The 19,781-nt window shown below is 59.5% G+C and carries 13 protein-coding genes and 3 tRNA genes; 7 read left to right on the top strand and 9 right to left on the bottom strand.

The window, feature by feature from the left end; genetic code table 11:
* The first annotated feature begins 60 nt into the window (after nt 1-60).
* The 6 genes from FX982_RS14400 to fabI are packed head-to-tail and all read left to right on the top strand — an operon-like array spanning nt 61 to nt 8,319.
* Entirely contained in the window at nt 61-1,890 is a 1,830-nt protein-coding gene (locus FX982_RS14400) for an extracellular solute-binding protein (RefSeq protein WP_172611334.1), read from the top strand.
* Nucleotides 1,887-3,797 carry an extracellular solute-binding protein gene (locus FX982_RS14395; RefSeq protein WP_172611332.1) on the top strand — a complete coding sequence of 637 codons (1,911 nt, stop codon included), beginning with the start codon at nt 1,887-1,889 and terminating at the stop codon, nt 3,795-3,797. Before FX982_RS14400 ends, FX982_RS14395 begins: the two co-directional genes overlap by 4 nt.
* Before the next feature lies 1 nt (nt 3,798).
* Nucleotides 3,799-4,872 (top strand): microcin C ABC transporter permease YejB, encoded by a 1,074-nt coding sequence (locus FX982_RS14390; protein WP_172611330.1) that lies wholly within the window; start codon nt 3,799-3,801, stop codon nt 4,870-4,872.
* 1 nt (nt 4,873) lies between these two features.
* The gene (locus tag FX982_RS14385) at nt 4,874-5,893 is read left to right on the top strand and encodes an ABC transporter permease (RefSeq protein WP_172611328.1); all 1,020 of its coding nucleotides are present in this window, start codon (nt 4,874-4,876) and stop codon (nt 5,891-5,893) included.
* A 1-nt stretch (nt 5,894) separates the two neighbouring features.
* The gene (locus FX982_RS14380) at nt 5,895-7,505 is read left to right on the top strand and encodes an ABC transporter ATP-binding protein (protein WP_172611327.1); all 1,611 of its coding nucleotides are present in this window, start codon (nt 5,895-5,897) and stop codon (nt 7,503-7,505) included.
* 19 nt (nt 7,506-7,524) lie between these two features.
* Nucleotides 7,525-8,319: an enoyl-ACP reductase FabI gene (fabI, locus tag FX982_RS14375; protein ID WP_037013635.1), complete on the top strand. Its 795-nt coding sequence runs from the start codon at nt 7,525-7,527 to the stop codon at nt 8,317-8,319.
* 977 nt (nt 8,320-9,296) lie between these two features.
* Here the strand turns inward: fabI and FX982_RS14370 are convergent.
* The 9 genes from FX982_RS14370 to FX982_RS14330 form a co-directional block, all read right to left on the bottom strand.
* Entirely contained in the window at nt 9,297-11,171 is a 1,875-nt protein-coding gene (locus FX982_RS14370; protein WP_172611325.1) for a SurA N-terminal domain-containing protein, read from the bottom strand.
* 239 nt (nt 11,172-11,410) lie between these two features.
* A complete protein-coding gene (locus FX982_RS14365; RefSeq protein ID WP_003183171.1) occupies nt 11,411-11,683 on the bottom strand; it encodes an HU family DNA-binding protein in 273 nt (90 codons plus the stop codon).
* A gap of 135 nt (nt 11,684-11,818) precedes the next feature.
* Entirely contained in the window at nt 11,819-14,215 is a 2,397-nt protein-coding gene (gene lon, locus FX982_RS14360) for an endopeptidase La (protein ID WP_122537615.1), read from the bottom strand.
* A gap of 201 nt (nt 14,216-14,416) precedes the next feature.
* Complete coding sequence (clpX, locus tag FX982_RS14355; protein ID WP_037013640.1) at nt 14,417-15,700, bottom strand: ATP-dependent Clp protease ATP-binding subunit ClpX; 1,284 nt, start codon at nt 15,698-15,700, stop codon at nt 14,417-14,419.
* Nucleotides 15,701-15,815: 115 nt separating this feature from the next.
* A complete protein-coding gene (clpP, locus tag FX982_RS14350) occupies nt 15,816-16,457 on the bottom strand; it encodes an ATP-dependent Clp endopeptidase proteolytic subunit ClpP (protein WP_122537614.1) in 642 nt (213 codons plus the stop codon).
* Between the two features lie 91 nt (nt 16,458-16,548).
* Nucleotides 16,549-17,859: a trigger factor gene (gene tig / locus FX982_RS14345; RefSeq protein ID WP_172611323.1), complete on the bottom strand. Its 1,311-nt coding sequence runs from the start codon at nt 17,857-17,859 to the stop codon at nt 16,549-16,551.
* A gap of 373 nt (nt 17,860-18,232) precedes the next feature.
* Nucleotides 18,233-18,317 (bottom strand) — tRNA-Leu (locus FX982_RS14340).
* A gap of 57 nt (nt 18,318-18,374) precedes the next feature.
* Nucleotides 18,375-18,450: transfer RNA gene (locus FX982_RS14335), tRNA-His, on the bottom strand.
* A 59-nt stretch (nt 18,451-18,509) separates the two neighbouring features.
* Nucleotides 18,510-18,586 (bottom strand) — tRNA-Arg (locus tag FX982_RS14330).
* 310 nt (nt 18,587-18,896) lie between these two features.
* Here FX982_RS14330 and folD point away from each other — a divergent pair.
* Nucleotides 18,897-19,751, top strand: a complete 855-nt coding sequence (gene folD / locus FX982_RS14325; protein WP_133776580.1) for a bifunctional methylenetetrahydrofolate dehydrogenase/methenyltetrahydrofolate cyclohydrolase FolD — start codon at nt 18,897-18,899, stop codon at nt 19,749-19,751.
* Nucleotides 19,752-19,781: the final 30 nt, after the last annotated feature.

The following is a 19,781-nucleotide window of genomic DNA, read 5'->3' as shown; positions in this document are numbered from 1 at the left end:
CTTTTTCCAGCCGATACAAGCTGTTACTGTGACCGACCGCTGCCTGGATCGACCGCCGACTTGATACGTCACCTGCTGCTGACTTTCAGCCTGGTCTTGAGCACGACAGCCGCCGCGACCATCAGCGAAAGCCATGGTTACGCACAATTCGGCGTCCTCAAGTACCCTGCCAGTTTCACGCATTTCGACTGGGTCAATCCTGAGGCGCCGAAAGCTGGCACCCTGCGAATCATGGCCAACGGCACGTTCGACACCCTCAACCCCTACACCTTCAAGGGCAGCAGCCCGATTTCGACGGCCAACTTCGGCCAATACGGCGTCAGCGAACTCAACGAACCGCTGATGGTCGGCACAGGCCAATACGACCCGTCCGGCGATGAACCCACCTCCAGCTATGGCCTGATCGCCAAGACCGTCGAGTACAGCGACGACCGCAGCTGGGTGGTGTTCAACCTGCGCCCCGAAGCGCGCTTTCACGACGGCAAGCGGATTACCGCCTACGACGTGGCGTTTTCCTACCGGACGCTGTTGAAGGACGGCCACCCGCAGTACCGCACCGCGCTTCAGGAAGTGCAGCGGGTGGACATCCTCAACCGCCACCGCATTCGTTTTGTGTTCAAGCGCGCCGGCAACCCATTATTGATTTTGCGCCTCGGCGAGCTGCCGGTTCTGCCACAGCATTACTGGAAGAACCGCGACTTCAAGGCCACCTCCTTCGAGCCCCCGCTGGGCAGCGGCCCCTATCGCATCACCCAGGTGCGGCCGGGGCGCAGTCTGGTGTTCGAGCGCGTGAAGGATTATTGGGGCAAGGACCTGCCGGTCAACCGCGGCAAGTACAACTTCAATCGGGTGGAAGTGGAGTTCTACCGCGACGCCGACGTGGCGTTCGAAGCGTTCAAGGCGGGCGAGTTCGACATCTACATTGAGCATCAGGCGAAAAACTGGCTCACCGGCTATGACTTTCCGGCGGTAACCGAGGGCAAGGTGATCAAGGCGCAGATCCCGCACCAGATCCCCACGCAGACCCAAGGGCTGTTCATGAACACCCGCCGCGGCGCGTTCGCCGACATCCGCGTGCGCGAGGCCCTGGGGCTGATGTTCAACTTCGAATGGACCAACCGCACGCTGTTCAACGACGCCTACATGCGCTCGACCAGCTACTACCCCAACAGCGAATTCACCTCCAGCGGACTGCCCGCCGGCCGAGAATTCCTCATGCTCGCGCCCTACCGCGAACAACTGCCGGCCAGGCTGTTCACCCAGCCCTTCGCCGTGTCAAAAACCGACGGCGGCGGCGTGCCCCGGGATTCCATTCGCAAGGCGCTGGGGCTGCTGGCCGACGCAGGCTGGACGTTCACCGAGCGCGGCTTGACCAACCGCGCGGGCCAGCCGTTGCGTTTCGAAATACTTCTGGTCAATCCCAATCTAGAACGAATCCTGCAGCCTTACATCGAAGACCTCACGCGGATCGGCGTCGACGCCCACCTGCGCACCGTCGACCGCGCCCAGTACAAACAGCGGCTGGACCAGTTCGATTTCGACATGATTCTGATGACCCTGAACCAGACCCTCAGTCCGGGGCTGGAGCAATGGCAGTATTTCCATTCCAGCCAGGCCAACATCAAAGGCAGCAAAAATTACGCGGGTGTTGCCAACCCGGTGGTCGACAACCTGCTCAACCAGTTGCTGGCGGCAAAAACCCGGGATGACCAGGTGGCGGCCACCCGCGCCCTGGATCGCGTGTTGCTGTGGCAGCACTACATGATCCCCAACTGGTACCTCAATAATCATCGTCTGGCGTACCGCAACCGGTTCGCCATGGTCACCACCCCGCCCTATACCCTGGGCCTGCGTGCGTGGTGGCTCAAGCCTTCGGAGAAAACCCAATGACTGCCCTGCGCTCCCTCACCCGCGCCGGCGGCCTGTTTCTGAGTCCGTTCGTGCTGGCCCCGCTGCTGCTGGGCGTGACCTGTGCAGCCCAGGCGGCTCCGCAACACGCCATCACCCTGTACAACGAAGCGCCGAAGTACCCGGCCGACTTCAAGCACTTCGATTACGTGAACCCGGACGCGCCCAAAGGCGGAATCCTGCGCAGCGCCGGTTTTGGCGGCTTCGACAGCCTCAACCCGTTCATCAGCAAAGGCGTGCCCGCCGACGACATCGGCTTGATCTACGACACACTCGCCCGCCAGGGCCTGGACGAGCCGTTCACCGAGTACGGCCTGATCGCCGGCAAAATCGAAAAGGCCCCGGACAACAGCTGGGTGCGTTTCTACCTGCGCCCCGAAGCGAAGTTCAACGACGGCCACCCGGTGCGCGCCGAAGACGTGGTGTTCAGCTTCGAGACCCTGATCAAGGACGGCTCGCCGCTGTACCGCAGTTACTATGCGGACGTGGATCAGGCCGTCGCCGAAAACCCGACCACGGTGCTGTTCAAGTTCAAGCACAACAACAACCGCGAATTGCCGCTGATCCTCGGCCAGTTGCCGGTATTGCCAAAACATTGGTGGGCCACCCGCGACTTCAGCAAGGGCAACCTGGAAATTCCGCTGGGCAGCGGGCCGTACAAGGTGGTCGAGGTCAAGGCCGGCCGCTCGGTGCGCTACGAGCGGGTCAAGGATTACTGGGGCAAGGACCTGCCGATCAACAAGGGCTTCTACAACTTCGACCGGTTGTCCACTGACTACTACCGCGACAACACGGTCGCCCTCGAAGCATTGAAAGCGGGTGCTTTCGACTTCTGGCAGGAAATGGCGGCGAAGAACTGGGCCACGGCCTACGACGTACCGGCGGTCAGAGAAGGCCGTCTGATCAAGGAAGAAATTCCCAACGGCAACCCTCAGGGCATGCAGGGCTTTATCTTCAACCTGCGCAAGCCGATGTTCCAGGACGTGCGCGTGCGCCAGGCCCTCAGCCTGTTGCTCGACTTCGAGTGGACCAACAAGCAGCTGTTCTTCGGCAGCTACACCCGCACCAAAAGCTATTTCGACAACTCCGACATGGGCGCCACAGGCCTGCCGACGCCTGCCGAGCTGAAGATTCTCGAGCCCTTGCGCGGCAAGCTGCCGGAATCGGTGTTCACCGAGGCGTTCAAGCTGCCGGTCACCGATGGCAGCGGCATCATCCGCGAGCAGCAGCGCAAGGCGTTTCAGTTGCTCAAGGAGGCTGGCTGGAAAATCGTCGGTGACAAGATGGTCGACGCCGACGGCAAGCCGGTCACCATCGAGTTCCTCCTCGCCCAAACCGAGTTCGAGCGTGTGCTGCTGCCGTACAAACGCAACCTGGCCGACATCGGCATCGACCTGGAAATCCGCCGGGTCGACGTTTCGCAGTACATCACCCGCCGCCGCTCACGGGACTACGACATGATCGTCGGCAGCTTCCCGCAATCGAGCTCGCCGGGTAACGAGCAGCGCGAATACTGGGATTCCTCCGCCGCCGACAAGCCGGGCAGCTACAACGTGATCGGCCTCAAGGACCCGGCGGTCGACGCGCTGGTCAACGGCCTGATCAACGCCGACTCGCGCCAGAGCCTGATCGACCACACCCGCGCCCTCGACCGTGCGCTGCTGTGGGGCTACTACGTGATCCCGAACTGGCACATCAAGACCTGGCGCTTGGCGTACTGGGATCACCTGGGTCACCCGGGCAAAACCCCGCTCTACGACATCGGCACCGTGACCTGGTGGGTCAAACCCGACGCGAAGCCGGCGATTCCCGTCCAGGTCGCGCCGGACGCCGCCGAGCCTGAACCAGCCCAGCCTGAAACCGACCAGCCAAAAGGCACGGAGCGATAACATGCTGGCCTACATTCTGCGGCGTCTGCTGCTGATCATCCCGACCCTGTTCGGCATCTTGCTGATCAACTTCGTCATCATCCAGGCAGCGCCCGGCGGTCCGGTGGAGCAGATGATTGCCAAGCTCGAAGGCTTCGAAGGCGCCACCAGCCGCATCGCCGGCGGCGGCGCGGAAGTCTCGGTGGCCGGTTCGACCTATCGTGGCGCCCAGGGCCTGGACCCGGCGCTGATCAAGGAAATCGAGCACATGTACGGCTTCGACAAGTCGGCGCCAGAACGCTTGTGGATCATGGTCAAGAACTACGCCCGACTAGACTTCGGTGACAGCTTCTTCCGCGACGCCAAGGTCATCGACCTGATCGTCGAGAAGATGCCGGTGTCGATCTCTCTCGGGCTGTGGAGCACGCTGATCATGTACCTGGTGTCGATCCCCCTGGGGATCGCCAAAGCCACGCGCCACGGCAGCCATTTCGACGTCTGGACCAGCTCGGCAATCATCGTCGGCTACGCCATTCCGGCGTTCCTGTTCGCCATCCTGCTGATCGTGGTGTTCGCCGGCGGCAGTTACTTCGACTGGTTCCCGTTGCGCGGGCTGACGTCGAGCAACTTCGATGAGATGAGCTGGCTGGGCAAGGTGGGCGACTACTTCTGGCACCTGGTGCTGCCGATCACCGCGCTGGTCATCGGCAACTTCGCCACCATGACCCTGCTGACGAAAAACAGCTTTCTCGACGAGATCGGCAAGCAATACGTGATCACCGCCAAGGCCAAGGGCCTGACTCAGCACCGCGTGCTGTACGGCCACGTGTTCCGTAACGCCATGCTGCTGGTGATCGCGGGTTTCCCGTCGGCGTTCATTGGCATCTTCTTCACCGGCTCCCTGCTGGTGGAAGTGATCTTTTCCCTCGACGGCCTTGGCCTGATGAGTTTTGAAGCCGCGATCAACCGCGATTACCCGGTGGTATTCGGGACACTGTTCATCTTCACCCTGCTGGGGCTGGTGGTGAAACTGATTGGTGACCTGACCTATACGCTGGTTGACCCACGCATCGACTTCGACCGCAGGGATCATTGATATGACGCTGTCCCCTCTCAATCGACGCCGTTTCGAACGTTTCAAGGCCAACAAGCGTGGCTGGTGGTCGCTGTGGCTGTTTCTGATCCTGTTCGGCGCCAGCCTTGGCGCCGAGCTCATCGCCAACGACAAACCCCTGGCCGTGCGCTACGACGGCGAGTGGTACTTCCCGGTGTTCAAGCGCTACGCGGAAACCACCTTCGGCGGCGAATTCCCGCTGGAAGCCAACTACAAGAGCCCGTACATCAAGGAGCTGCTGGCGGCCAAAGACGGCTGGACGCTGTGGGCGCCGATTCCGTTCAGCTACCAGAGCATCAACTACGACCTGAAAGTCCCCGCCCCGGCCCCGCCTTCGCGCGAGAACCTGCTGGGCACCGACGATCAGGGCCGTGACGTGCTGGCGCGGGTGATCTACGGCTTCCGCGTGTCGGTGCTGTTCGCCCTGACGCTGACCATCCTCAGCTCGATCATCGGCGTGATCGCCGGGGCGCTACAGGGTTTCTACGGCGGCTGGGTGGACTTGATCGGCCAGCGCTTTCTGGAAATCTGGTCCGGGCTGCCGGTGTTGTATCTGCTGATCATCCTCGCCAGCTTCGTCCAGCCCAACTTCTGGTGGCTACTCGGGATCATGTTGCTGTTTTCGTGGATGAGCCTGGTGGACGTGGTGCGCGCCGAGTTTCTGCGTGGCCGCAACCTCGAATACGTGCGCGCCGCCCGGGCGCTGGGCATGGAGAACGGCGCGATCATGTTCCGCCACATCCTGCCCAACGCGATGGTGTCGACCATGACCTTCATGCCGTTCATTCTCACTGGCGCGATCGGCACGCTGACCGCGCTGGACTTCCTCGGCTTCGGCCTGCCCGCTGGCTCACCGTCTCTGGGCGAACTGGTCGCGCAGGGCAAATCCAACCTGCAGGCGCCATGGCTGGGCATCAGCGCCTTCGCCGTGCTGGCGATCATGTTGAGCCTGCTGGTGTTTATCGGCGAATCCGCCCGCGACGCATTCGACCCGAGGAAATGAGATGAATCAGGACAATCTGGTCGAAATCCGCGACCTCTCCGTCGAATTCGTGAACGGCACCAACGTCCAGCGGGTGGTCGAGGGCATCAGCTTCGACATCCGCAAGGGCGAAACCCTGGCGCTGGTCGGAGAAAGCGGATCGGGCAAGTCAGTCACCGCCCACTCGATCCTGCGGCTGCTGCCCTATCCCCTCGCGCGGCATCCGAGCGGGACGATTCGCTACGCCGGTGACGACCTGCTGAAAGTCAGTGAGAAGCGCCTGCGCGGTATTCGCGGCAATCGCATTGCGATGATCTTCCAGGAGCCGATGACCTCACTGAACCCGCTGCAGTCCATCGAAAAACAGATCAACGAAGTGCTCGGCCTGCACAAGGGCCTGTCCGGCAAAGCCGCGACGCGACGGACGCTGGAGCTGCTGGAACTGGTGGGCATTCCGGAACCGGCCAAGCGCTTGAAGGCCCTGCCCCATGAACTGTCCGGCGGCCAGCGGCAGCGGGTGATGATCGCGATGGCTCTGGCCAACGAGCCAGAGCTGTTGATCGCCGATGAACCCACCACTGCGCTGGACGTCACGGTGCAGCTGAAAATCCTCGAGCTGCTCAAGGAATTGCAGGCCCGGCTGGGCATGGCCTTGCTGCTGATCAGCCACGATTTGAACGTCGTCAGGCAAATTGCCAACCGAGTATGTGTCATGCAGCGCGGTTGCATCGTCGAACAGGCATCGTGCGAAGAGCTGTTCCGCGCGCCGCAGCATCCGTACACCCGGGAACTGCTTAGCGCAGAGCCCAAAGGCGGGCCGGCGAACAACCCGCCGGGCGCGCCGATGCTGGAAGTCGAGGACCTGCGGGTCTGGTTTCCGATCAAGAAAGGCGTGTTCAAGCGCACGGTCGATCACGTCAAGGCCGTCGACGGCATTCACTTCAGCCTGCCCAAAGGTCAGACGCTGGGGATTGTCGGCGAAAGCGGCTCGGGCAAATCGACGCTCGGCCTGGCCATCCTGCGGTTGATTCGCAGCGAAGGCGCGATACGCTTTCATGGCCACGCGCTGGACGGGCTCACACAGCACCAGGTCAGGCCGCTGCGCCGCCAGATGCAGGTGGTGTTTCAGGACCCGTTCGGCAGCCTGAGCCCGCGCATGTCGGTGTGTGACATCGTCGGCGAAGGCCTGCGGATCCACAAAATGGGCACGCCGGTCGAACAGGAAGCGGCGGTGATTGAAGCGCTCAAGGAAGTGGGTCTTGATCCGGCGACCCGGCACCGCTACCCCCATGAGTTTTCCGGGGGACAACGGCAAAGGATCGCCATTGCCCGGGCATTAGTGTTAAAACCGGCGCTGATTTTGCTGGACGAGCCGACTTCGGCCCTCGACCGCACCGTTCAGCGTCAAGTGGTGGAGCTGTTACGCTCCCTGCAAACGAAGTACAACCTGACGTATTTATTCATCAGCCATGATCTGGCGGTGGTCAAGGCGTTAAGCCACCAACTGATGGTGGTGAAGCAAGGCCAAGTGGTCGAACAGGGTGTGGCAGAAGACATCTTCGCCGCGCCGCAACATCCTTATACACAGCAGCTGCTGGAGGCCGCCTTCTTGGCGCCGGCAGCTGTCGATTAACCTGAAGAGGAACAAAACAATGGGTTTTCTCGCCGGTAAGCGCGTCCTGATCGTCGGTGTCGCCAGCAAATTGTCCATCGCATCCGGTATCGCTGCCGCCATGCACCGCGAGGGCGCTGAGCTTGCCTTCACGTATCAGAACGAAAAACTCAAGAAGCGCGTCGAGGAATTCGCCGAGAGCTGGGGTTCGAACGCTGATCTGTGCTTCCCTTGCGACGTCGCCAGCGACGAAGAAATCGCCAAGGTTTTCGAAGAACTGAGCAAGAAGTGGGACGGCCTGGACTGCATCGTGCACTCCGTGGGCTTCGCGCCGGGCGACCAACTGGACGGTGACTTCACCCAAGCCACCACCCGTGAAGGTTTCCGCATCGCTCACGACATCAGCGCCTACAGCTTCGTGGCCCTGGCCAAAGCCGGCCGCGACCTGATGAAGGGCCGCAATGGCAGCCTGTTGACGCTGTCGTATCTGGGCGCCGAGCGCACCATGCCGAACTACAACGTGATGGGTATGGCCAAGGCCAGCCTTGAAGCCGGTGTCCGTTACCTGGCCCGCAGCCTCGGCCCGGAAGGTACACGCGTCAACGCAGTATCAGCTGGTCCGATCCGTACCCTCGCCGCTTCGGGTATTTCGAACTTCCGCAAGATGCTGGCGGCGAACGAGGCGCAGACACCATTGCGTCGCAACGTGACCATCGAAGAAGTGGGTAACGCTGGCGCGTTCCTGTGCTCGGACCTGGCGTCCGGTGTCAGCGGCGAGATCATGTACGTCGACGGTGGTTTCAACACCACGGCGATGGGCGATCTGGAAGGTTGATGGTTGCCTGCCCGTTTTCAGCGTGATGACGCGCTGAAAACGGGCGCAAGACCTGCAAGCGCCGGCTAGCTGGCAAAAGCGGTGGATCAGACGGCCCTGAGGGCTGAATGATCTGCCGTTTTTTTTTGGGCTTGTGCATTGGCGCTGAGAGTAGCGTCAGAATCCTATGCGACGGGTGGCGCTTGCAGGATCTGCCTGATGGCAGATATTTCGCCTTCGGCGAGTTACTTGGAAAAGTCGAAAGTCGCACCATCCCCAAGTAACCAAGGGTGCTTGCTCTCGGTTGGGCCCTTCCTTCGTCAGGGTTCCCTCACTCCGACGACGCTCCGTGGGCCCGCGCCGAACGGACATCCATGTCCTAGCGGCGCTCTCGCGGCATCCATGCCGCTCGGCCCACTCCGAGTCGTCTGCGTTCGGCCTGCACCCAAGTCGCGTTCTGGGGTGTCCGGGCTACCGCGTAGAAGATCAACAGCAACAGCAACAGCTTCCCGGCTAAAGCCGGTCCCACTAAAAAGCACACTTCGTCCCCTGTAGGACCGGCTTCAGCCGGGAAGCCTTTGATCTGCTTTTGATCTGCTTTTGATCTGCTTTTGATCTTCGAACACAGAAAGCTCAGACACCGCAGAACGCGACTTGGGTGCAGGCTGAACGGAGGTCTCGCGCAGTGGGCCGAGCGGCATGGATGCCGCGAGAGCCGCCCCCCGCCATGGATGGCGGATGGCGGCGGGCCCACGGAGCGAGACCGGAGTGAAGGAACCCCGACGCAGGAGGGGCCAAACCGAGAGCAAGCACCCTTGGTTACTTGGGGTGCTTTTCCAAGTAACTCGCCGAAGGCGAAATGTCTGCCGTTAGGCAGGCGCTTGTGATCTTCATATGCCACGCCGCAGATCTCTGTAAGCACGAACGCCGAATACTGGACACAAAAAAGCCCCGACTCTCGCGAGTCGGGGCTTTCTGTTAACAGCGTTCTAAGTCGATCAATACTTCTCGATCTTCGCCGCCGCTTCCAACTGCTTACGGTAGGCCGCGAAATCCTGCTGACCCTCACGGGATGACAGGAAACGACGGTACTGACTCTTCTCCTCATCCGACGCCGGCGCCGCCTGATTCACGCCGTTCAGACGCACAATCACAAAACTGCCATCCGCCGCCGTCAGGCTGCCATATACCGGCTTTTCCTTGCCTTCAGGCTTCGGCATACGGAACACCGCCTGGAGTACCTGAGGATCGACACCTTCCTGGCTGCGTGAGGCCGCTTCCACGACCTTCCAGCTCTGGCCTTCCTGCTTGGTCGCCGCATACGGCACCTTGCCGTCACGCAGGCCTGTCAGGAGCGCCTCGCCCTTGGCCTTCACCGCATCGCTGGCATGTTCTTTCGCCAGTTGCGCACGAATCGGCGCCGACACCGCTTCCAGTGGCAATTGCTCAGGCTGACGGTGCTCCTTGGCATGCACCACCACCACAGTCTCCGGATCCAGTTCCAGCGCAGAACTGTTGGAACCCTCTTCCATCACTTCGGGGCTGAACGCCGCTTGAATCACCGCGCGGTTGGCTGCAATCCCTTCGCCACCCTCGCGACCGAACGGCGCGGTCGTCTGCACTTTCAGACCCAGATCCTGAGCCGGTTGAGACAGGTCGGACGCTTCGAACGCAGCGTCTTCAAGCTTCTTGCTCGCATCAACGAACTTCTGCTCGACCTGCTGAGACTTCAGCTCGTGGGTCAGCTTCTCCTTCAGGCTGGCGAACGTCGGCACCGACGGCGCTTCAACGCCCAGCAGCTTGATCAAGTGCCAGCCGAACTGACTGCGAACAGGTGCCGAAACCTGATCCTTGTTCAGCGCGTACAGTGCGTCTTCAAAGGCCGGATCGTAGACGCCCTTGCCGGCGTAGCCCAGGTCACCACCTTTGGTCGACGAGCCCGGATCCTGAGAGAATTCTTTTGCCAGCGCCGCGAAATCTTCGCCTTTGGCCACGCGCTGCTGGATCTCTTCGATCTTGGCCTTCGCCTGCGCGTCCGTGGTCTTGTCGTTGACTTCGATCAGGATGTGCGCCGCACGGCGTTGTTCGGCCAGGTTGGCGATCTCTTTCTGATAGGCCGCTTGCAGGTCTTCGTCCTTCACCGAAACCTTGTCGAAGAAGGAAGACTTCTTCAGTTCGATGTAGTCGAGCACCACTTGCTCAGGGCTCAGGAACTCTTTCGCGTGTTGATCGTAGTGCGCCTTGATCTCGTCGTCGGTGACTTTAACGCTCGACGGATCGGCCGGAAGGGTCAGCGTAGCGAAATCGCGGGTCTGTTTTTCCAGGCGGGCGAACGCGTCGACCTGGGCGTCAGTCACGAACGCACTGCCGCCGATGCCGGCACGAATCTGACCGATCAGCATTTCCTGGCCCAGGATCTGGCGGAACTGCAGGCGGGTGTAACCAAGCTGGCGAATGACCTGATCGAAGCGATCGGCGTTGAATTTACCGTCGACCTGGAATTCCGGCGTCAGCAACATCTGCTGATCCAGCGCAGCTTCGGAGAAGCCGAATTTGGAATCAGCGGCGCCCTGCAACAGCAGCTTGCGATCGATCAGGCCTTTGAGGGCCGAGTCACGCAGCATCTTTTCGTTGAGCATTGCAGGATCGAAATCCTTGCCCAGCTGTTGCATCAGCTGGCGGCGCTGCATTTCAACCGCTTGACCCAGTTCAGCCTGGGTGACTTCCTCGCCATTGACCTTCGCAGCGTCCTGAGAATGGCTGGTAGCCCGAAAAATGGCATCGAAGCCGGTCAGGGCCATCAGGGCGATGATGACCCCGATGATGGTTTTGGCAATCCAGCCCTGTGAATTGTCCCTGATATTCTGCAGCATGTATCCCCCAGAGGGTTGTACTCGACTCACCAGGCTGCTGCACACGGTAACGCGGAGCGTGGGTTGAATCCGGATAGAAGAAAGGCGCATCCGAGGATGCGCCTTCTCGTAACTTGCAGAGCGGACGGGGTTCGATGTGCGTTCCCCGAGTGACAGTCCAGCGCTTGACCAACCGCACGTACCGCTTCACGCCCCGAACAGAGATAACGCTGTCCTGGACGGGCAAAGTAAAAAGAAACTTAGTTGACGGCTTCTTTCAGAGCTTTACCGGCTTTGAAGCCTGGTTTCTTGGCCGCTGGAATTTCCAGGGTTTTACCGGTCTGAGGGTTACGGCCGGTACGGGCAGGACGATCAGTGACGGAGAAAGTGCCGAAGCCCACCAGTACAACAGAGTCGCCAGCCTTGAGAGCGCCAGTGACGGATTCGATTACAGCGTCCAGCGCACGGCCAGCAGCAGCTTTCGGGATGTCAGCGGATGCGGCGATGGCATCAATCAGTTCCGACTTGTTCACTCTAAGTCCCCTTATATATTTGAGTATTTCTAAGTTTTTTTGGTGTAACCAAACGAACACTGAGCGGCCTGAACAGGCTTGAAGAGCCGCTTTATAGCAAGGGCCCCAAAAACCTGTCAAGGAAGGCCTCCCAGACTAATGCGTGCTGATCCTCTCCTTGGCATCAGACTCGCGCTTTTCATCCTTGGCAACCATCTCGGGAGCCACATCCGGCAAGGGCTGCGGCGCGTATTGCAGCGCAATTTGGAGGACCTCGTCAATCCATTTAACCGGTTTGATCTGCAGGTCTGCCTTGATGTTGTCCGGAATCTCCTTCAGATCGCGAACGTTCTCTTCCGGGATGATCACTGTCTTGATGCCACCACGGTGAGCGGCCAGCAATTTCTCCTTGAGACCACCGATGGCCAGCACCTGTCCACGCAGGGTGATTTCACCCGTCATGGCGACGTCAGCACGGACAGGAATCCCCGTTAGGGCCGACACCAGTGCCGTGCACATGCCTACGCCTGCGCTTGGGCCGTCTTTTGGCGTCGCACCTTCCGGCATATGGATGTGCGTGTCGCGTTTCTCGTGGAAGTCCAGAGGAATGCCCAGGCTCTTCGCACGGCTGCGCACAACAGTCAGCGCTGCCGTGATCGATTCGACCATGACATCGCCCAGCGAGCCGGTCTTGATCAATTGACCCTTGCCCGGAACAACTGCCGCTTCGATGGTCAGCAACTCGCCACCCACCTGCGTCCAGGCCAGACCGGTCACCTGACCGACCTGATCCTGCTGCTCGGCCAGGCCATAACGGAATTTGCGCACGCCCAGGAAGTTCTCGAGCATATCCGCCGTAACGACCACGGAAAAACGCTTCTCGTGGGCGTGTTCCTTGACCGCCTTGCGGCATACCTTGGCGATCTGACGCTCAAGGCTACGCACGCCCGCTTCACGGGTGTAGTAGCGGATGATGTCGCGAATCGCCTCGACTTCGAACTCGATCTCCCCTTTCTTCAAGCCGTTGGCAGCGATCTGCTTGGGCGAGAGGTACTTGGTCGCGATGTTGATCTTCTCGTCTTCGGTGTAGCCGGGCAGACGGATGACTTCCATACGGTCGAGCAACGCCGGCGGAATGTTCATCGAGTTGGCGGTACATAGGAACATGACGTCGGACAGGTCGTAATCGACTTCCAGGTAATGGTCGTTGAAGTTGTGGTTCTGCTCGGGGTCGAGCACTTCCAGCAACGCCGACGCCGGGTCACCACGCATGTCGCTGCCCATCTTGTCGATTTCATCGAGCAGGAACAGCGGGTTGCGAACGCCGACCTTGGTCATTTTCTGGATCAGACGACCTGGCATCGAACCGATGTAGGTGCGACGGTGACCGCGAATTTCAGCTTCATCGCGCACGCCGCCCAGAGCCATACGCACGAACTTGCGATTGGTGGCGTGGGCGATCGACTCGGCCAGCGAGGTTTTACCCACGCCAGGAGGGCCAACCAGACACAACACCGGGCCACGAATCTTCTTCACGCGCTTTTGCACGGCGAGGTATTCAAGGATCCGCTCTTTGACTTCTTCCAGACCGTAGTGGTCAGCGTCAAGGATGTCCTCAGCGCGGGCGAGGTCAAGACGCACCTTGCTCTGGGCCTTCCACGGCACCTGGACCAGCCAGTCGATGTAGGAGCGAACGACAGTGGCCTCTGCTGACATCGGCGACATCTGCTTGAGCTTGTTCAGCTCGGCGGTGGCTTTGGTCATCGCGTCCTTGGGCAGGCCGGCGGCATCGATGCGCTTTTTCAGCTCTTCAATTTCGTTGTGGCCTTCTTCGCTGTCACCGAGCTCCTTCTGAATGGCCTTCATCTGCTCATTCAGGTAGTACTCGCGCTGACTGCGCTCCATCTGCTTTTTCACGCGACCGCGGATGCGCTTTTCGACCTGCAGCAAGTCGATTTCGGCATCCAGCAACGCCAGCACGTGTTCGACACGGGCTGGCAGGTCAATAATCTCGAGGATCTCCTGCTTTTGCTCGATCTTCAGCGCCATGTGGGCAGCCATGGTGTCGACCAGACGACCCGGCTCATCGATGCTGTTGAGGGAGGAAAGCACTTCAGCCGGGACTTTTTTGCCCAGCTGTACGTATTGTTCGAACTGAGCCAGCAGGCTGCGAACGAAGACTTCGGATTCACGATCCGGCGCGTCGACTTCATCGATCAACGCAACCTCGGCGCGGCAGTGGCCGTCCACCTCAATGAAGCGCTCGACCGAGCCACGCTGCTCGCCTTCGACCAGCACCTTCACGGTACCGTCCGGCAGCTTCAACAGTTGCAGCACGGTGGCAACGGTGCCGACGTTGTACAGCGCGTCTTCGCCGGGATCGTCGTCCGCCGGGTTTCGTTGCGCCAGCAGCAGGATCTGCTTGTCGCCGGTCATCGCCGCTTCCAGGGCCTCGATCGACTTCTCGCGCCCCACGAACAGCGGGATAACCATATGCGGGTAAACCACAACATCGCGCAATGGCAAGAGAGGCAGTTCAATGGTCGTCTTCATGATTTCGCCTCTACGGCGGCCTTCAGGCCATGGACAGATATAAATAAGCTGAAAATCAAGATGGGGGTAGAACCTTAAAAAAACAAGCGCCGGGTTGAGTTAAAACGAAAGGATGCTTAAACACAGACCGGCTTCGAAAGAAACGCGAAAAGGGCCCGAGGGCCCTTTTCGTTTCCAGTCGCCCGGTACGTTGCCAGCAGGCTACGCGTCGGGTGCCGCCTTGGCAGGTGGCTCGCTGTTTTCGTAAATCAACAGCGGCTTGGAGGTGCCCTCGATCACGCTCTCGTCGATCACCACCTTGCTCACGTCGGACTGCGACGGGATCTCGTACATGGTGTCGAGCAGAACGCCCTCAAGGATGGAGCGCAGACCGCGAGCACCGGTCTTGCGCTCAAGCGCACGACGGGCAACCGATTTCAGCGCATCCGGGCGGAACTCAAGGTCCACGCCTTCCATCTCGAACAGCTTGCCGTATTGCTTCGTCAGCGCGTTCTTAGGCTCGGTCAGAATCTGCATCAACGCAGCTTCGTCCAGTTCGTCTAGCGTCGCTAATACAGGCAGACGACCCACGAATTCCGGGATCAGACCGAACTTGACCAGATCGTCAGGCTCGACTTCACGCAGGGACTCGCCGACCTTCTTGCCCTCTTCCTTGCTGCGTACTTCGGCGTTAAAGCCGATGCCGCCTTTGGTGGAGCGATTCTGGATGACCTTTTCCAGGCCAGAGAACGCACCGCCACAGATGAAGAGGATATTGCGCGTGTCCACCTGCAGGAATTCCTGCTGTGGGTGCTTGCGACCACCTTGAGGCGGAACGGAAGCCACGGTGCCTTCAATCAGCTTCAGCAAGGCTTGCTGCACGCCTTCGCCCGACACATCACGGGTGATGGAAGGGTTGTCAGACTTGCGCGAAATCTTGTCGATTTCGTCGATGTAGACAATACCCATCTGGGCCTTCTCGACATCGTAATCGCACTTCTGCAACAGCTTCTGGATGATGTTCTCAACGTCCTCCCCCACATAACCGGCTTCGGTCAGGGTGGTGGCGTCGGCGATGGTGAACGGGACGTTGAGCAAACGAGCCAGCGTTTCCGCCAGCAGAGTCTTGCCGGAGCCCGTCGGGCCGATCAGCAGGATGTTGCTCTTGCCCAGTTCAACGTCGTCGTTTTTCTTGTCGCGCTGGTTCAGCCGCTTGTAGTGGTTGTACACCGCTACTGCGAGAACCTTTTTGGCACGTTCCTGACCAATGACGTACTGGTCAAGGATGCCGCTGATTTCTTTAGGCGATGGCAGTTTATGCGCGCTGCTCTCGGCCTGTGCTTCCTGCACCTCCTCGCGGATGATGTCGTTGCACAGGTCGACGCACTCGTCACAAACAAATACCGAGGGGCCGGCAATCAACTTGCGCACTTCATGCTGGCTTTTGCCGCAGAAGGAGCAATAAAGCAGTTTGCCGTTGTCCTCGCCGTTGCGGGTGTCAGTCATTCGATCGATCCAATCCGGTAGGCTTGCAACACAAGATGAGGGCAATTGCTCGATTTTTCAAGTCCACAGGCGGCAGGGATGTATCAGCCGCCCGGGATCATTGCCCGTCACGCAGTCATTTGGTCATTTGACGCCGATCGATGACCGAGTCCACCAGACCGTATTCAGCAGCGCGTTCTGCGCTCATGAAGTTGTCGCGGTTGGTGTCGCGTTCGATCGCTTCCAGCGTCTGGCCAGTGTGGTGCGCCAGCAGTTCGTTCAGACGTTGACGGATGAACAGGATTTCTTTCGCGTGGATGTCAATGTCCGACGCCTGCCCCTGAAAACCGCCCAACGGCTGGTGAATCATGACGCGAGAGTTCGGCAGTGCGAAACGCTTGCCCTTGGCACCACCGGCCAACAGGAAAGCGCCCATGCTGCACGCCTGACCCATGACGGTCGTCGAAACGTCCGGCTTGATGAACTGCATGGTGTCGTAGATCGCCATGCCCGCAGTCACCGAACCGCCTGGGGAGTTGATGTAAAGATGGATGTCCTTGTCCGGGTTTTCCGCTTCAAGGAACAGCAACTGCGCCGAGATGAGGTTGGCCATGTAGTCTTCAACCGGACCGACCAGGAAGATGACGCGTTCCTTGAGCAGGCGGGAGTAGATGTCATAGGCGCGCTCGCCACGGGCGGACTGCTCGATAACCATCGGGACCAGGCCGCCAGCGGCCTGGATGTCAGAGTTCTGCTGAATATAAGAATTGCGGGACATGTCTCGCATTCACTCCCAAATAGTCATGTCTTGAATACGCATAAGCCAGCGCGAAGGCTGGCTTATGGTGTTTTCGAACGAGAGAAGGAAATCAGTCGGCTTGTGGAGCTTCAACCGGCTTGACTGCCTCTTCGTACGAGACCGCTTTGTCGGTCACGCTCGCTTTCTGCAAAACAGTATCCACAACTTGCTCTTCCAGCACAACCGAACGAACTTCGTTCATTTGCTGTTCGTTCTTGTAGTACCACGCCACAACCTGCTCTGGCTCTTGGTAGGCGGAAGCCATTTCCTGGATCAGCTCGCGAACGCGGGTGTCGTCAGGCTTGAGGTCGAATTGCTTGACGACTTCAGCCACGATCAGGCCCAGTTCAACGCGGCGCTTGGCCTGCTCTTCGAACAGCTCTGCCGGCAGTTGGTCAGGCTTGATATTGCCGCCGAACTGCTGAACAGCCTGAACGCGCAGACGGTTCACTTCGTTTTCCAGCAGCGCTTTAGGCACTTCGATCGGGTTGGCGGCCAGCAGACCGTCCATTACCTGATTCTTGACCTTGGACTTGATGGCCTGACGCAGCTCGCGCTCCATGTTCTTGCGAACTTCGGTGCGGAAGCCTTCGATGTTGGTTTCCTTGATGCCGAACTGCTTGAAGAACGTTTCGTTCAGCTCTGGCAGGGTCGGTGCCGACACGGTGTTGACCGTGACGGTGAACTCGGCGGTTTTGCCAGCCAGTTCCAGATTCTGATAATCCTCTGGGAAGGTCAGGTTCAGAACGCGCTCTTCGCCGGCTTTGGCGCCAACCAGACCGTCTTCGAAACCCGGGATCATGCGGCCCGAACCCAGCACCAGCTGAGTACCGGTGGCTGAACCGCCAGCGAACGCTTCACCGTCGATCTTGCCGACGAAGTCGATGTTCAGCTGGTCTTCGTTTTGTGCAGCACGGTCGGCTACTTCAAAGCTGACGTTCTGCTTGCGCAGGATTTCCAGCATGTTGTCCAGATCGGAGTCAGCGACGTCAGCCGACAGACGCTCGACGGAAATGGACTCGAAACCGGCAACGGTGAACTCAGGGAACACTTCGAAAGTAGCGATGTACTCGAGGTCCTTGCCCTTTTCGAAGGTTTTAGGTTCGACGGAAGGTGCGCCGGCCGGGTTCAGCTTTTGCTCGACGACTGCTTCGTAGAAGGTCGCCTGGATCAGGTCGCCCAGTGCTTCTTGACGAGCACCGTCTTCGTAACGCTGGCGGATCACGCTCATAGGCACTTTGCCTGGGCGGAAGCCCGGGATCTTGGCTTTACGTGCGGTCTGCTGCAGACGCTTGTTGACTTCAGTCTCGATGCGCTCAGCGGGCACGCCAATGGTCATGCGGCGCTCGAGAGCGGAAGTGTTTTCAACAGAAACTTGCATGGATATTCCTCGTTGCACAGACGTTAGCCGGCCGTTTCCGACCCCAGAATCAAGGGCAAGCATTCTAGTGGGTCAAACTCAAGAAGTCACCCTACTGAACAAGGGTAAATAAAGTGGCATGCAGCCCGGGAATCGCAGACGAATGTTTCAACCTGCGGGAGGTGTCTGGAACGCACCTGATACGCCCCTATATAAAGGAAGCAAAAGGACGACCGAAACATGATCCAGTCCCTGGAAGCACACCGGACGAGCCCTGTGTCATGGACCCATCAAGCTCGCACCGCGTTAAAAAGCAGCACGCTGAAACAAAAAAAGCCGCACTAGGCGGCTTTCTTTCGCCCCTCAACACCCGAGGTGTTGCGAGACTTGTAACTGGTGCGGACGGAGAGACTCGAACTCTCACACCTTTCGGCGCTGGAACCTAAATCCAGTGTGTCTACCAATTCCACCACATCCGCGTTTTGAAGCGCTTAAAGCAAAGGCGCCAGATCAAGAATCTGGCGCCTTTTCGAATATGGGGTGGACGAAGGGGATCGAACCCTCGACAACGGGAGTCACAATCCCGTGCTCTACCAACTGAGCTACGCCCACCATATTGCGTTGTAACCGACGCATTCAAACTGAATGCTACTTGTGCCAAAGCTGCCTAATGGCGCACCCGGCAGGACTCGAACCTGCGACCATCCGCTTAGAAGGCGGATGCTCTATCCAGCTGAGCTACGGGCACTTATTTCATTTGCCTTCGTGAGACTGCAAATTAAGAGCTTTCAATCACGCTGAGCCGATCTTAACTCTACCTGACTTATTCAACCTTTCAACCTGATCTACCGCTTCCGGCTTATCCTGTATGGGGTTGTGCCCGACAAGTGCGACGAATCTTATAGACGCCCCAAAAGGTCGTCAACACTTTTTTCTAAAAAATTCAGTTAATTAAAGGGCTTAGCTTATTAAGCGGACCAACCGTCTTTGCCCGTGCGTCAGGTCATGCGAGAATGCGCGCTCTTTTTCCCTCCCCTTCCGATGGTTAATCACGCGTAATGACTGCAAAACTAATAGACGGCAAAGCGATCGCAGCCAACCTGCGCCAGCAGATCGCCCAACGAGTCGCCCAGCGTCGCGAGCAAGGCCTGCGCACGCCCGGCCTCGCGGTGATTCTGGTCGGCAGCGACCCCGCCTCTCAGGTTTACGTCTCGCACAAACGCAAAGACTGCGAAGAGGTCGGCTTCATCTCCCAGGCCTATGACCTGCCCAGTGAAACCACCCAGACCGAACTGACCGATCTGATTGATCGCCTCAACGACGATCCGGCCATCGACGGCATCCTGCTGCAACTGCCGCTGCCCGAGCACCTGGAATCGTCCAGCCTGCTGGAGCGCATCCGTCCGGACAAAGACGTCGACGGCTTCCACCCCTACAACGTGGGCCGGCTGGCCCAGCGCATTCCGCTGCTGCGCCCCTGCACCCCCAAGGGCATCATGACTCTGCTGGAAAGCACCGGCGTTGATCTGTACGGCAAGGACGCAGTCGTCGTAGGCGCTTCCAATATCGTCGGTCGCCCGATGGCGATGGAGCTGCTGCTGGCGGGCTGCACCGTGACCGTGACCCATCGCTTCACCCAGGATCTGGCCGGACACGTCGGCCGTGCCGATCTGGTGGTCGTGGCAGCGGGCAAGCCGGGCCTGGTCAAGGGCGAATGGATCAAGGAAGGCGCCATCGTCATCGATGTCGGCATCAACCGTCAGGATGACGGCAAGCTGGTGGGCGATGTCGTGTATGAAACCGCCCTGCCCCGCGCCGGCTGGATCACGCCGGTGCCCGGAGGCGTCGGCCCGATGACCCGCGCCTGCCTGCTGGAAAACACGCTATATGCGGCAGAAACGCTGCACGGCTGATTTCCCAAGCCCTGAGCGCCAAAGCGCGCA

Source organism: Pseudomonas graminis (assembly GCF_013201545.1).
GTDB lineage: Bacteria > Pseudomonadota > Gammaproteobacteria > Pseudomonadales > Pseudomonadaceae > Aquipseudomonas.
The sequence above is the reverse complement of the archived record's forward strand: the minus strand, read 5'-3'. Positions and strand labels throughout refer to the sequence as shown.